Annotated in this window: 9 protein-coding genes; 3 read left to right on the top strand and 6 right to left on the bottom strand. The window is 68.4% G+C overall.

What is annotated here, in order from left to right; all coding sequences use genetic code 11:
- Window positions 1-118 precede the first annotated feature (118 nt).
- Together DOL89_RS15945 and DOL89_RS15940 are read left to right on the top strand one after the other, a co-directional pair.
- On the top strand, window positions 119-1,993 hold the full coding sequence (locus tag DOL89_RS15945) for a ribonucleoside-diphosphate reductase subunit alpha (RefSeq protein ID WP_205574604.1): 1,875 nt from the start codon (window positions 119-121) through the stop codon (window positions 1,991-1,993).
- 1,716 nt (window positions 1,994-3,709) lie between these two features.
- On the top strand, window positions 3,710-4,516 hold the full coding sequence (locus DOL89_RS15940) for an exodeoxyribonuclease III (protein ID WP_119680482.1): 807 nt from the start codon (window positions 3,710-3,712) through the stop codon (window positions 4,514-4,516).
- Window positions 4,517-4,536: 20 nt separating this feature from the next.
- Here the strand turns inward: DOL89_RS15940 and DOL89_RS15935 are convergent, their stop codons facing one another.
- Window positions 4,537-5,241 (bottom strand): alpha/beta hydrolase, encoded by a 705-nt coding sequence (locus DOL89_RS15935; RefSeq protein WP_404813472.1) that lies wholly within the window; start codon window positions 5,239-5,241, stop codon window positions 4,537-4,539.
- A gap of 140 nt (window positions 5,242-5,381) precedes the next feature.
- Between DOL89_RS15935 and DOL89_RS15930 the strand changes: the two genes are divergently transcribed.
- Entirely contained in the window at window positions 5,382-6,608 is a 1,227-nt protein-coding gene (locus DOL89_RS15930; RefSeq protein ID WP_162937566.1) for a glycosyltransferase family 4 protein, read from the top strand.
- Between the two features lie 13 nt (window positions 6,609-6,621).
- Here DOL89_RS15930 and DOL89_RS15925 read toward each other — a convergent pair whose 3' ends face one another.
- The 5 genes from DOL89_RS15925 to DOL89_RS15905 form a co-directional block, all read right to left on the bottom strand.
- Entirely contained in the window at window positions 6,622-7,386 is a 765-nt protein-coding gene (locus DOL89_RS15925) for a glycerophosphodiester phosphodiesterase (RefSeq protein WP_119680040.1), read from the bottom strand.
- 10 nt (window positions 7,387-7,396) lie between these two features.
- On the bottom strand, window positions 7,397-10,462 hold the full coding sequence (locus DOL89_RS15920; protein ID WP_162937565.1) for an efflux RND transporter permease subunit: 3,066 nt from the start codon (window positions 10,460-10,462) through the stop codon (window positions 7,397-7,399).
- Window positions 10,463-10,469: 7 nt separating this feature from the next.
- On the bottom strand, window positions 10,470-11,648 hold the full coding sequence (locus tag DOL89_RS15915; protein WP_119680038.1) for an efflux RND transporter periplasmic adaptor subunit: 1,179 nt from the start codon (window positions 11,646-11,648) through the stop codon (window positions 10,470-10,472).
- A gap of 128 nt (window positions 11,649-11,776) precedes the next feature.
- Window positions 11,777-13,153 carry an APC family permease gene (locus tag DOL89_RS15910; RefSeq protein ID WP_119680037.1) on the bottom strand — a complete coding sequence of 459 codons (1,377 nt, stop codon included), beginning with the start codon at window positions 13,151-13,153 and terminating at the stop codon, window positions 11,777-11,779.
- A gap of 4 nt (window positions 13,154-13,157) precedes the next feature.
- Window positions 13,158-14,042 carry an SAM-dependent methyltransferase gene (locus DOL89_RS15905; protein WP_119680480.1) on the bottom strand — a complete coding sequence of 295 codons (885 nt, stop codon included), beginning with the start codon at window positions 14,040-14,042 and terminating at the stop codon, window positions 13,158-13,160.
- Between the last annotated feature and the right edge of the window lie 163 nt (window positions 14,043-14,205).

Raw genomic sequence — 14,205 nt, 5'->3', positions numbered from 1 at the left:
AAATTTGGCGCTTGGCAGGGCCCCGAGATTTGGTACCATCCCTCCCCGTCGCCGCAACATCTTGGGCCAGTAGGCGTTTTATCCACAGCGGCGCGGTTGTTGAAAACGGGGATAACTCATGCGCGATGGGGACATGTACAAGAAGCTGGCTCAGGGTGGCGACGTTTTCGGCCAGGTGCAGGTGGGCAACCGCCCGGCCGTTGTTGTGGATCGTTCGCGCGACGCGCTGCTGACCGAGTTCGGCAAGGCCACGCTGACCGACCGCTATCTGCTGCCCGGCGAGTCGTTCCAGGACCTGTTCGCCCGCGTCGCCAGCTATTATGCCGACGACACCGCGCATGCGCAGCGGCTCTACGACTACATCTCCAAGCTCTGGTTCATGCCGGCAACCCCGGTCCTGTCCAATGGCGGGACGGAGCGCGGCCTGCCGATCTCCTGCTTCCTGAACGAGGCCAGCGATTCGCTGGAGGGCATCGTCGGGCTGTGGAACGAGAATGTGTGGCTGGCGGCCAAGGGCGGCGGCATCGGCTCCTACTGGGGCAACCTCCGCTCCATCGGGGAGCGGGTGAAGGGCAACGGCAAGACCTCCGGCGTCATCCCCTTCATCCGCGTGATGGATTCGCTCACCCTCGCCATCAGCCAGGGCAGCCTGCGCCGCGGTTCGGCCGCCTGCTATATCCCGGTCTCGCATCCCGAGATCGAGGAGTTCATCGAGATGCGCCGCCCCACCGGCGGCGACCCGAACCGCAAGGCGCTGAACCTGCACCACGGCATCGCCATCCCCGACGCCTTCATGCGCGCGGTGGAGGCGGATGAGGAATGGGCGCTGACCAGCCCCAAGGACGGCAGCGTCATCCGCCGCATCTCCGCCCGCCATCTCTGGATCCGCATCCTCACCGCCCGGATCGAGACCGGCGAGCCCTACCTTCTGTTCATCGACCATGTGAACCGGGCGATCCCGGAGCATCACAAGCTGGCCGGCCTGAACGTGAAGATGTCCAACCTGTGCAGCGAGATCACGCTGCCGACGGGCCTGGACCCCTGGGGCCAGCAGCGCACGGCCGTGTGCTGCCTCTCCTCCCTGAACCTGGAATATTTCCTGGACTGGCAGGACCACCCCACCTTCATCGAGGACACGCTGCGCTTCCTCGACAATGTCATGACGGACTTCATCGCGAAGGCCCCGGACGACATGGCGCGCGCCAAGTATTCCGCCATGCGGGAGCGGTCGGTGGGCCTCGGCGTGATGGGCTTCCACAGCTTCCTGCAGGGCCAGAACGTTCCGCTCGAATCGGTGATGGCCAAGGTGTGGAACAAGCGCATGTTCGCCCACATCAAGCGCCAGGCCGACGCCGCCAGCCTGAAGCTGGGGGAGGAGCGCGGCCCCTGCCCCGACGCCGCCGAGTATGGCAGCAAGGAGCGTTTCTCCAACAAGATCGCCATCGCGCCGACGGCCAGCATCTCGATCATCTGCGGCGGCACCAGCCCCGGCATCGAGCCCACGGCCGCCAACGCCTTCACCCACAAGACCCTGTCCGGCAGCCACTCCATCCGCAACAAGCATCTGGAGAAGGTGCTGGAGACGTACGGCCGCAACGACGAGGACACCTGGTCCGACATCACGCTGCATGGCGGCTCGGTCCAGCATCTGGACTTCCTTGACGATCTGGAGAAGGACACTTTCAAGACGGCGTTCGAGCTGGACCAGCGCTGGCTGATCGACCTCGCCGCCGACCGCACGCCCTTCATCTGCCAGAGCCAGAGCCTGAACCTCTTCCTGCCGGCCGACGTGCACAAGCGCGACCTGCACCAGATTCACTTCCAGGCCTGGAAGAAGGGCGTCAAGAGCCTCTACTACTGCCGCTCCCTCTCCGTGCAGCGCGCCGAGAGCGACAAGAGCGAAGCCATCGCGGCCCGCAAGGCCAAGAAGGACGCGGATGCCGCGATGCCTGCGGCGAGCACGGATTATGAGGAGTGTCTGGCCTGTCAGTGAGGGCTTGACCGATAGCCGTTGGACAAGGGCCGTGGGAGCGATCCCGCGGCCTTTTTCTTGTGGGGTTTCAACACCGGGGCGCTTCGCTCTGGGACCCCGCCCCGTAGGTCGGCGCCGAGCGCAGCGAAGCCCGACGCTACCTGCCAATGCCTGTGCTAATCGGGCCAAATGGCTGGGCTGGTGACATCTAGAAAGATGAAAATGATGAAGCAGGGCCATTCGGCTGAGGCTCGGACATGCCCAGTCTAGAGCAATGCCTGAGGCGCACTCAGTTCATCATCCTCATTTTAGATGCCACGGACACCAAAGCTCAGGTATTTCCGGGCCCGGCGCCATAATTCGTAGGTCGCGAGGAGGCCGAAGGCCGGATTGCGACATCGCCCTCCCGCGATTGGAAATGTCGCAATCCGCTACGCTCCTTGCGACCTACGGCAGCTCGTAGGTCGGATCAAGCAGCGCGCCAATCCGACACAGTGGCGAAGACCGGCGGTGGTGTGTCGGATCATCGCCGGGGGCTCGATCCGACCTACGGCGGATGCCTTTCCCGCAACTATCGCACTTGCTCCCGCTATACGCTTTCCGCCGCCCGTGCGGTTCCTCCAGGATTCGGGGGAGGAAGGGGTCATGCGGCGGCTTCCCGACATGCCGTAGGTCGGGGCTGAGCGCGGCGAAGCCCGACGCCGCCTGCCAATCCCAATGGATGGCAAGGATGTCCGGGCCATCTGGCCCCGTCCTCCTTGTGGAGGGAGGTGGTTCGGGAATTGGAAAGGATGAATGGGATGGATGGGATGAGGGAGAGCGCCTCGTCCGCTGGTGCGGGCAGGCGCTGAAGGGCTGGCTCCGCTGGTCCGGCGCGCCATCCCATTCATCCTATCCATCCTTGCCCTATCCCAAGCCGTCTCTCACGGCCTGCGCGAGCCGGGCCGAATGGCCGGGCCGGTGACATCTAGAAAGATGAAAATGATGAAGAGGATGAAAATGATGGAGCGGGGCTGTTCGGCTTCCGCCTCAGCTTCCGCCCGGTCTTCAGGACTGCCTGCGGCGCGCCCGGTCCATCATTTTTATCCTTCCCATCCTTCTCATCTTTCATGATGTCGCCGCCCCCGACGCTGAAGCGCCAGCAACCCTGTCGGCCACGCTCCGCGTGACCGACCTACTTCGGACTCGTAGGTCGCAAGGAGGCCGAAGGCCGGATTGCGACGTTGCCGCCCCCCGCGGCAGGAAATGTCGCAATCCGCCGTGCTCCTTGCGACCTACGGCTGCCCGTCATTCCGCGGCCGCTTGCCTGGACGACAGATGCCCTACCGGCTTCCCAGCCAGTTCCGGCACCCGTGCGGTGAGCGGGTCAAGGTCGAGCGACCGGCATAATGCCTCCAGTGCCTCGCGCTGAGCTGCCAGCTTCTCCATCTCCGTCCGAAGTTCGTCCGTGCCCATGCCCCGCCCCCGCAATGTTGATGGCAGAATTTAGGCAGTGCTAATAAGCAGTCACAGCCGGACCTTGGTGCGGTTTCATACGGACTAGGCCTCGGCCGGCATTATGACAGTTTGCCGGCCGAATTACTTAACCCCCACCCCAGTCGATTTTTCCCGATGCTTCCGGCTGGGGCAGGAGGGCGACGCCTGCGCCGACGTCCGTAGCGCCGCCTTGCCGGTGGACAATCCGACAGCAGCCCTCTACATCCGGAGCACTCCTTCCGCCCGAGAGTGAGCCTGCCCGTGCGCATCGCGACCTGGAACATAAACTCCGTCCGCCTCCGCCTGCCCCTGCTGCTGAAGCTGCTGGAGGAGGAGCGGCCCGATGTCGTCTGCCTGCAGGAGACCAAGACCCCGGATGAGCATTTCCCGGCGGCGGAGATCGAGGCGGCGGGGTACGCGCACACCCACTTCCACGGGATGAAGAGCTATAATGGCGTCGCCATCCTGTCCCGCCACGCGCTGGAGACCAAGGAGATCTGGCACCGCTGCGGCAAGGAGGATTGCCGGCACGTCGCCGCCCGCTTCGCCGCCGGGCCGCAGGGCCCCATCGAAATCCACAATCTCTACATCCCCGCCGGCGGCGACATCCCCGACCCGGCGGTGAATGACAAGTTCGCCCACAAGCTCCAGTTCGTGGACGAGCTGACGGCGTGGTTTCCCGATATCCGCACGGCACAGGACCGGATGGTGCTGGTCGGCGACCTGAACATCGCCCCGCTGGAGCATGACGTCTGGTCGCATAAGCAGCTTCTGGACGTGGTGTCCCACACGCCCATCGAGGTGGAGAAGCTGGGGCGGCTCCAGGCCAGCCTGGACTGGGTGGATGCGGTGCGCCACTTCGTGCCGGCCGACCGGAAGCTCTATAGCTGGTGGTCCTACCGCGCCGCCGACTGGGCGGCCAGCGACCGCGGCCGCCGCCTGGACCATATCTGGGTCACCCCGCCCCTGAAGCGGCACCTCGCCGGCCAGAAAATCCTGCGCGACGCCCGCGGGTGGGAGCCGAAGCCCAGCGACCATGTGCCGGTGATCGTTGATCTGAACCTGTGAGGGCGGGCGGCGGGTCCGGCCTATGCCGGCCCGCCATCGCCCTTTCCAGGACCCGTCCCCGGAACCGCGGACGCCGAGGCATCGCCCCCGCCCGCCAGCTCCTCCACCGTGCGCAGCAGCAGGGCGATATCCTGCGCCCGCGACAGCCGATGGTCGCCGTCCTTCACCAGCGTGACCCGCACGTCGCTGCCCGAGAGGTCGCGGGCGAGGTCGAGGGAGAGCTGCCAGGGAACGTCCTCGTCCCGCTGCCCGTGCAGCAGCCGCACCGGGCAGTCGATGGGGATGGGCTTGCCCAGGATCAGGTGCTCCCGCCCCTCCTCCACCAGCCGGCGGGTGATCCGATAGCCGGCGGGGTCGTAGGCGCTGGGCTGGACCAGATAACCGTCGCGCAGCATGGCCGCGCGCTGGTCCTCGCCCAACCGGTTCCAGATCAGCCGCTCGGTGAAGTCCGCGGCGGGGGCGATGCCGACGATGCCGGCCACCCGCTCCGGCCGGGCCAAGGCCGCCAGATGCGCGATCCAGCCGCCCATGCTGGACCCCACCAGCAGCAGAGGTCCCCGTGTCGCCTGATCGATCACGGCCAGGGCGTCGTCGCGCCAGAGGCCGATGGTGCAGTCCTCCCACGCCCCGCCGCTGGCGCCATGGCCCTGGTAGTCGAAGCGGATGAAGCCATGGCCGGCGCGCTCGGCCCATTCATGCAGCGACTGCGCTTTGGTACCGGTCATGTCGGAGCGGAAGCCGCCCAGGAAGACAAGTGTGGGGCCGCGGCCCCGGTGACACCGATAGGCTATTCTCGCGCCACCCCGGCTCAGGCTATGAATGCCGCCTTCTTCCGTGCCGTTTCCGCTGCCGAGCATTCCAGTCCATGTCCCCAGAGGCCGCCATTCCCGGCACCCTACCGTCCGATACCGAGCCCGGCAACGCGGCGGAGGAGTCGATCCGCCGGACCTTCGGCGGCGGCGGCCCTACGATCCTGCAGGTCATCCCCACGCTGGTGACCGGCGGGGCGGAGCGCGGCTGCGTCGACATCGCCGCCGCCATCCAGCGGGCCGGCGGGCGCGCCCTGGTGGTTTCCGCCGGCGGCCCTATGGCGCGGGAGCTGGAGCGTTCGGGTGCGCGCCATATCACCATGCCGGTGGACAGCAAGAACCCGCTGACCCTTCGCCGCAACGCCCGCCGGCTGGCCGCCCTGATCCGGGAGGAGCGGGTGGAGCTGATCCACGCCCGCTCCCGTGCCCCGGCCTGGAGTTGCCACTGGGCGGCGGAGGAGACGCGCATCCCCTTCGTCACCACCTTCCACGCGCCCTACAACTTCAAGGGCCGCTGGAAGAAGCTCTACAACTCCGTCATGGCCAAGGGCGACCGGGTGATCGCCGTCTCCGCCTTTGTGGCGGAGCATGTGGCCGCCAATTACGGCGTCGGCCCCGACCGGCTGCGGCTGATCCACCGCGGCGTGGACGTGCAGTACCTGTCGCCGGAATATGTCAGCCAATCCCGCATCGCCAAGCTGGTGGCGGACTGGCGCCTGCCGGAGGATTGCCGCTTCATCCTGCTGCCCGGCCGGCTGACCCGCTGGAAGGGCCAGGGCGTGCTGATCGAAGCCATGGCGAAGCTGGGCCGCACCGATGTGGTGGCCCTGCTGGCCGGCGACGACCAGGGCCGCGCCGACTACCGCCGGGAGCTGGAGCAGAAGGTGCAGGCGCTGGGGCTGGAGGGGCGGGTGCGGGTGGTCGGCCACTGCGCCGACATGCCGGCCGCCTACATGCTGGCCGAGGCGGTGGTCAGCGCCAGCACCGAGCCCGAAGCCTTCGGCCGCGTCATCGCGGAGGCCCAGGCCATGGGCCGGCCGGTGATCGTCTCCGATCTGGGGGCCGTCAAGGAAACGGTGAAGGACGGGGAGACCGGGCTGGTGGTGCCGCCGGGCGACCCTGACAGCCTGGCCCAGGCCATCGCCGCGGTGCTGGACCTGGACCCGTCGCAGCGCCAGACCGTGGGGCTGGACGGCATGGCCCATGTCCGCCAGCACTTCACCAAGGACCGGATGTGCCGCGACACGCTGGCGGTCTATGCGGAGCTGCTGGGGAAGCGGTGAGGCGTCGGCCGGATCATCCGGCCGGCCACAGCCCCCGTTCCTGGAACACGGATTTCAGCAGGCTGGGCCGGTCGGTCATGATGCCGTCGACGCCAAGGTCCAGCAGCCGCTCCATCTCCGCTTGGCTGTCGATGGTCCAGACATGGACCGGCATGTCCAGCCTGTGGGCGGCACGGAGGAATGGCTTCGTGACCACCGGGATGCCGTGGTGCCGCTCCGGCACCTGGGCCGCCAATGCCGCCGGGCGGGGAAAAGGCAGGCCGAGACCGCGCATCGCCAGCGCGGTCACCTCCATCGGCCCGGCAGAGGTGCAGAGCCGCGGTCCCAGCGCCTTGCGCATGCGGGCGAGCCGGGCGCCGGAGAAGCTGCCGATACAGATCCGGTCCAGCAGCTCCGGCCGCTTCGCCAGAAGGGCGGTCAGCGCCCCGGCCGCCGCATCGGTCTTGGGATCGATGTTCAGCCGGATGTCCGGCCAGCTCGACAGCAGCTCGTCAAACAGCGGGATCGGCTCCGTCCCGTGGATGCGGGCGTCGCGCAACTGCGCCCAGTCATGATCGCCGGGGCGGCCGGGCAGGCCGGTCAGGCGCGGCAGCTCGTCATCATGGAAGACCAGCAGCACGCCGTCGCGCGTGGCCTGCACATCCGTTTCGATATAGCGATAGCCGAGATCCACCGCATAGGCGAAGGCGGTCAGCGTGTTCTCCGGCGCTTCCAACCCGCCGCCGCAATGGGCGAAGGGGATCGGGCCGGAATGGTCCAGATAGGGATGCCGGGCCATGGCTTGCCGCCTATTCCGCCGCCACCGGCTGCGCCGCCCCGCCCCGCTTGCGACGGATCAGCGGGAACAGCGCCGGGATCAGCAGCAGGGTCAGCGCCGTCGCCACGCCGATGCCGGCCAGGATCACCACGCCCACCACCGTCCGCACCTCCGACCCCGCCCCGCCGGACAGCAGCAGCGGCACGGCACCGGCGGCGGTAGAGAGCGCCGTCATCAGCACGGGGCGGAAGCGGATCACCGCCGCCTCCACCGCCGCGGAGCGCGGATCCCTGCCTTCCGCTTCCAACTGGGTGGCGAACTCCAGCAGCAGGATGCCGTTCTTGGCGGCGATGCCGACCAGCATGACCATGCCGATCTGGCTGTAGATGTTCAGCGTCAACCCGGTGAGCCACAGCCCCAGCAGCGCGCCGGTCACCGCCAGCGGAACCGTCAGGATGATGGCGACGGGCAGCTTGATGCTCTCGAACTGGGCCGCCAGCACCAGGAACACGACCAGCAGGGCAAGGCCGAAGGTGAACAGGCCCTGCGACTGCGCCTCCAGGAAGTCGCGGCTCTCCCCCTTGTAGTCCAGGCTGTATGCGCCTTCCGGCAGCTCTTCCGCCGCCACCTGCTGGAGATATTCAAGCGCCTCGCCCAGCGAGTATCCGGGGGCAAGGCCGGCTTCGATGGTGACGGCGCGGGTGCGGTTGAAGCGGTTCAGCTCCGCGGCACTCGCCCCCTCGGTGAAGCTGATCAGGTTGGACAGCGGGATCGCGGCCCCGGTGGTGGTGGAGCGGACATAGACATTGGCAAGATCGGTGGGGGAGCGTCGGTCCGCATCCTCCGCCTGCAGGATGACGTCATACTCCTCCCCCCGCTCCGCGAATGTGGTGACGTTGCGGGAGCCGAACATGGTCTGCAGCGTATTGCCGATGGCGGAGGCCGGAACGCCCAGCTCCGCCGCCCGTTCGGCATCGATGGAGATCAGGATCTGCGGCCGGCGCTCATCATAGTCGGCATCCAGCCCGACCAGGCCGGAATTCTCCTCCGCCCGCTCGATGATGCGATCGCGCCAGTCCGCCAGCACCTCATAAGTCGGGCCGCCGATGACGAACTGCACCGGCCGGCCGCCGCCGCTCTGGCCCAAAGCGGGCCGGCCGCGGGCGAAGGCGTCCACACCGGGAAGCTGGCCCAGATAGGACGACAGTTCCGCCACGATCTGCTCCTGGCTGCGCTCCCGCTCCTCCCAGTCGCTCAGCGCCATGATGGCGCGGGGGCGCGGGTCCGGTCCGCCGAACAGGATCAGCAGAAGCTGGCGGGCCTCCCCGCTCTCCACCAGCTTCAGCATCTCCGCTTCCACCTCCGTCAGGTAGGCGGCGGAATAATCGAAGCCGGCGCCCTCCGGCGGGTTCAGCGCCACGATCAGCCCGCCGCGATCCTCCGGCGGAACCAGTTCCTGCGGCACGGCGCGATACAGCAGCACGGAGGCCACGGCGGCGCCGAGCAGCACCAGGACGGCCAGGGTGCTGCGGTCGACCAGCCGTTCCAACAGCCCGCGGTAGGCATCCTCGATCCGACGGAAGACGCTGTCGATGGCGGCATGGATGCGCCCCGGCTTCTGCCGCTTCAGGATCAGGCCCGAAATGGCGGGAACCAACGTCAGGGCCGCCAGACTGGAAACTGCGACCGTGGCGGCGATTGTCAGAGAAAATTCGCGGAAAAGTCGTCCGGTGTCGCCGGTCTGAAGCCCGATGGGCAGAAACACGGCCACCAGAACCGCGGTGGTGGCGATAACGGCGAAGAACACCTGGGACCCGCCATTTGCGGCGGCTTCCTTGGGGTTCTCCCCGTTCTCGATTCGCCGCCAGATGTTCTCCAGCACCACGATGGCGTCGTCCACCACCAGCCCGGTCGCCAGCACGAAGGCCAGCAGGGTCAGGATGTTGATGGAGAAGCCGAACACATACAGACCGGCCAGACCGCCGATCAGGGCCACCGGCATGGTGATGGCCGGGATCAGGGTGGCGCGCGGGCTGCCCAGGAACAGCAGGATCACCGCCACCACCAGCACTGCCGCCGCGATCAGCGTTCCTACCACCTCGTTCAACGCCGCTTCCACGAAGACGGAGCTGTCATAGCTGACGCCGAGGGTGAGGCCGCCCGGCAGCTCGCTCAACGCGCGCTCCATCTCCGCCTTCACGCCGGCCGCCAGCTCCAGCAGGTTGGCCTGGCTCTGCGAGACGATGCCGAGGCCCACGGTGGTCTGCCCGTTGGAGCGGAAGACCACGTTCGGCTCCGCCGGGCCGACCTCGATGCGGGAAATCTCGCCAAGGCGGATGGTGGCGCCCTCCTCGCTGGTCGCGACGGGCAGGCGGGCGAAGGTGGCGGGATCGCTATATCCACGGTCGACCCGCATGGACAGGTCCACGGCGGCGGATTCCAGCCGGCCGGCCGGAAGCTCTACATTCTCCGCGCGGAGGGCGGCCTCTACATCGTTAGCGGTGACGCCGCGGGCGGCCATGGCCTGCCGGTCCAGCCAGATACGCATGGCCGGCCGCCGCTCACCCCCGATCCGGACCCGCGCTACCCCGTCCACGGCGGTCAGCCGGTCCACCAGCAGCCGGTCCACCAGATCGGTCAGCGCCATCGGGTCCAGGGAATCGCTGCGCAGGGACAGCCACATCACCTCATCGGCGTTGCTGTCCACCTTGATGACCTCCGGCGGATCGATCTCCTCAGGCAGGTCGTCCAGGGCGCGGTTGACGCGGTCGCGGACATCATTGGCGGCCACGTCCACATCGCGGTCCAGCGAGAACTCGATGGTGATGTCGCTCTCGCCGTCCTCGCTCTGGGATTGGATGGTCTCGATCCCCTCGATCCCGGCGAGCTGGTCTTCGATGATGCGGGTGACGCGCGTCTCCACCACCTCCGCGGAGGCGCCGGTATAGCTGGTCTCGATGGTGACGATGGGCGGGTCGATATCGGGCGCCTCGCGCACCGACAGCCGTTGCAGCGCCACCAGCCCGAAGACCACCAGCAGCAGGTTCAGCACCATGGCCCCGATAGGGCGGCGGACGGAAAGCTCCGAGAGGGTCATGCCGGCCTCACCGCGCCAGGGCGGCTGCGGGCGGGGCAGCGGCGGCGGGAGCGGCAGGGGCGCCGGCATCCGCCGCTTCGCCGCCCGCCTGCTCCGCCACCTGCGGGTCCAGCAGGGCGGAGATGGGGGAGGATTCGACGGGCCGCGCCTCGATCAGGTCGCCCTCGGTCAGCTTGGCGGCGCCGTCCACCACCACGGACTCGCCGGGCTCGACGCCCTCGGCGATTTCCACCCGTCCCGGCATGCGCCGGCCCAGCGTCACGGCACGGCGGCTGACCTTCCCCTCGCTGTCGGCGACGAAGACGAAACTGGACGGGCCGATTGAGGTGATGGCCGTCTCCGGGAGCACCACCGACTCGCGCGTGTCCAGCAGCAGCTCCACCCCGACCAGCATGCCGGGGCGCAGGAGCCTGTCGGGATTGTCGAAGGCGGCGCGGATCACGGCCTGACGCGTGGCCGGGTCGATGCCGGTATCGACCTCCGCCAGTTTTCCTTGGAATGAACGGCCGGGAAAGGCGCGGGCGGCGGCCGATACCGGCTGGCCGGGCGCCAGTTCGCCGAGATACTGCTCCGGCAGGCGGAACTCCACCTCCACCGTGTCGATGGCGTACAGGGTGGCGATGGCGTCGCCGGGCTGGACATAAGCGCCGGGGCTCACCCGGCGGAAACTCAGGACGCCGGCGAAGGGCGCGCGGACGGACCGCTTGTCCAGCCTTGCCTGCGCCAGGGCGACACGGGACCTGGTGGTGCGCAGCGTGGCGAGCGCCTCATCCAGTTGGGCCTGGGCGACCGTGCCGCGGCGGCGCAGCTCCTCGGCACGATCGAAGGCGGCCTGCGCCTCCTCCAGCTCGGCATTGGCGGCGTTCAGTTCGGCCTGCTGGATTTCGCTGTCCAGCGTGGCCAGAACAGCGCCGTCCTCCACCCGCTCGCCATCGCGGAACCGCAGCTCGCGGATGACGCCTTCCGTCTCGGCGGTGATGACCACCTGCTCCTGCGGCCGGATGGTGCCGATCGCCTCCACCCGATCTTCCACCGGGGCGGAACGGGCCGGCGCCACCACCACGGCGGTGCGGCGCTCCTCCTGCTCCGCCGGGGCGTCCGCCTCTCCGCCGCCGCGGATGAACCAGACCGCGCCTACGGCAAGAGCGGCCACTGCGGCGAAGGCGAGCAGGGAGGTGCGTTTCATGTCAGGCTCCGGCGCGGTTTCGGTCGCGACCCGACCCTGAACGGCCGGCTCCCGGCTTTACTTAGGGCGCATTGCCCTCACCGCAACCCGCAAACCTGCCCGCGGCCCGGCGGTTCCCGCCCGCAGCCTCAACGGGACCGCGCGATGTCCGGACGGGTCACGCCCCGCTCCGCCGGGCGTTTCGCCCAGGCCAGCAGGGGCACGCCCAGGGCCAGGGCCGCCAAGCCCAACAGGGCGCCGCGCCCGGTATAGGCCAGGCTGGAATAGAGCATGAAGGCGCTGGCGGCGCAGAACAGGATTGGCGTCAGCGGATAGAGCGGCACCGCGAACAAGGGCGGCGGGCTCTGCCGCCGGCGCAGGAAGACGGAGATGCCGACCATCAGCAGGAAGAACCAGAAGACGGGGGCGGTGTACTCCACCATGGCATTCAGCCCGTCGCGGGCCAGCGAGCCCCCGATAATCAGGATCATCGAGATGCAGGCCTGGACCAGCAGGGCGCCGGTCGGCGCGCGCCCCGTGCCCGCCGTTCCCCATTGCCCGATCAACGGCAGGCGGGGATAGTCCCGGCCAAGGGCGTATGTCGCCCGGCTGCCGGTGAAGATGGCGGCGTTCATCGTGGTCAGCGTGGCCAGGGCGACCAGGCCCGCCACCAGAAGCCCCGCCGTTCCGCCCAGCGTGGCCGTGGCCAGATCGGCGCCGGCGGCGCTTGACTCCGCCAGCCGGTCCAGCCCCAGCACCCGCAGATAGGCCACGTTGATGGCCAGATACAGCAGGGTGACCAGGGCGATCCCGATCAGGAATACCCGCACCATGCCCCGGCGGACATCCTTCAGCTCTCCGGCGACATAGGCCGCCTCGTTCCAGCCGCCGAAGGTATAGAGCACGAACACCATGGCCAGACCGGCCACGGTGGTGGTGGACCCGGCGGCGGGCGCCCCCGGATCGCCCTCCATCCCCAGCCCGGCGATGGCCAGGACGGTAACGGAGATGGCCAGGAAAACGGTCAGCACCGCCTGCGTGCGGGCCCCCAATGTCGCCCCGCCCATATTCACGGCCGTGAGCACGGCCACGGCGACCAGGGCATAAATGGTGGGACCCTGCGATCCCAGCGGCAGCAGCGCCTGTGCATAGTCGCCGAAGATGAAGCCGACCAGGGCAATGGAGCCGGTCTGAATCACCGCCAGCCGCGCCCAGGCGAACAGGAACGCGGCAGAGGGGCCGAAGGCGTGGCGCAGAAAGCTGTATTCCCCGCCGGCATCGGCATCGCGGGTGGCGAGTTCCGCATAGCAGAGCCCGCCGATCAGGGCGACCACGGCGCCGGCCAGCCAGAACAGCAGGAACGCCGTATCGCTGCCGGAGTTCTGGGCGACCAGGGAAGGCAGCTTGAAAATGCCCACCCCGACCACCGTGCCGACCAGCAGGGCCACGCCGTCCGCGGTTGTCAGCCGCCGCGCCGGCCGGCCCGGTTCATGGCCGGGCTCCCGGCCGGGCTGCGGTGAGTGCATGGGATCAGTTACCCGATCCGGCGCCGGTCTGGCTGGAGTCCTGCTCCTCCTCGGCCACGGCGCCGCCGCCCTCGATCCGCTCGGCGGTCCACTCAGTGCCGTCGGCAGTCTTGCCGCTCATCCGGTCGCCTTCGACCTCGCCGCGATATTCACGCACGGTTCCGTCCCTGCCGGTCACGGTCAGGTTGATGGTCCTGCCATCAAGCCGGCCATCGCCGACGCCGACGGACGAGGCGTCCTCGTCCCGCGCCTGTCCGGCCACCTTCTGGTAGCGCTGGTTCAGAGTGACGATGCTGGTGCGCTCGCCATCCTCCAGCCGCCAGGCGCCGTTGACCTTGGCCGGCACGATCCAGCGCATGATGCGCTTGCCGTCCACGGTGCGGGTTTCGTCCGGCTCCCAGTCGCCCATGTCGAAGGCGTGGCTGACCACCCGTGTGCCCGGCTCCAGCGTGTCCAGGATCACCGGCCGCAGGCGCAGATTGACCTGCGGCAGCAGGTACATGGTCAGGACCGTGGCCTTGGAGATGTCGGTCTTGAACAGATCCTGCTGCTTGAACTCCACCTTGTCGGTGACACCCGCAGCCTCCGCGTTGGCGTTGCTCTCCTGGATGCGAACGGGGTTCATGTCCACGCCCATGCCCGGCGTCCCGAAGCGGGACGCGGCGGTGACCACGATGCGGCCATCGCCGGAACCGAGGTCGATCAGGTAATCGTCGCCGGAGACCTCTCCCATCTCCAACATGGCGTCCACGACCGGCTGCGGGGTCGGAACATAGGGGACGTCGTACTGGGCCGCCGCCGGCCCGCTTGCCAGGGCTGCCAGCCCGGCCAGCAGCATGACGGCGGGCCGGCGGAACCGTGCGGGGTCGGCCAGGGACGGCAGGAGCATGGGGGCCTCCTCGATATATCTGGGGATGCGATGGCGGGCGCGCATGCACCCGACGATGAACATCTCCAGTCTAGCTGGTGTTCCCCGCGCCGATGCGCAAGCCACGCGAAATCGCGGATCAGGATGTAATAAAAAGGGGACGGTCTCCCGCCCCCTTCTCACA

Source organism: Indioceanicola profundi (assembly GCF_003568845.1).
Lineage (GTDB): Bacteria > Pseudomonadota > Alphaproteobacteria > Azospirillales > Azospirillaceae > Indioceanicola > Indioceanicola profundi.
Note: the sequence above shows the minus strand (reverse complement) of the source record. Positions and strands in the feature narration are given on the sequence as shown.

What these genes read in the sequence shown, in the direction of transcription:
- DOL89_RS15945 (WP_205574604.1), top strand. Translation starts at nt 119, where the DNA reads ATGCGCGATGGGGACATGTACAAGAAGCTGGCTCAGGGTGGCGACGTT.
- DOL89_RS15935 (WP_404813472.1), bottom strand. Translation starts at nt 5,241, where the DNA reads ATGACCGGTACCAAAGCGCAGTCGCTGCATGAATGGGCCGAGCGCGCC.
- DOL89_RS15930 (WP_162937566.1), top strand. Translation starts at nt 5,382, where the DNA reads ATGTCCCCAGAGGCCGCCATTCCCGGCACCCTACCGTCCGATACCGAG.
- DOL89_RS15925 (WP_119680040.1), bottom strand. Translation starts at nt 7,386, where the DNA reads ATGGCCCGGCATCCCTATCTGGACCATTCCGGCCCGATCCCCTTCGCC.
- DOL89_RS15920 (WP_162937565.1), bottom strand. Translation starts at nt 10,462, where the DNA reads ATGACCCTCTCGGAGCTTTCCGTCCGCCGCCCTATCGGGGCCATGGTG.
- DOL89_RS15915 (WP_119680038.1), bottom strand. Translation starts at nt 11,648, where the DNA reads ATGAAACGCACCTCCCTGCTCGCCTTCGCCGCAGTGGCCGCTCTTGCC.
- DOL89_RS15910 (WP_119680037.1), bottom strand. Translation starts at nt 13,153, where the DNA reads ATGCACTCACCGCAGCCCGGCCGGGAGCCCGGCCATGAACCGGGCCGG.
- DOL89_RS15905 (WP_119680480.1), bottom strand. Translation starts at nt 14,042, where the DNA reads ATGCTCCTGCCGTCCCTGGCCGACCCCGCACGGTTCCGCCGGCCCGCC.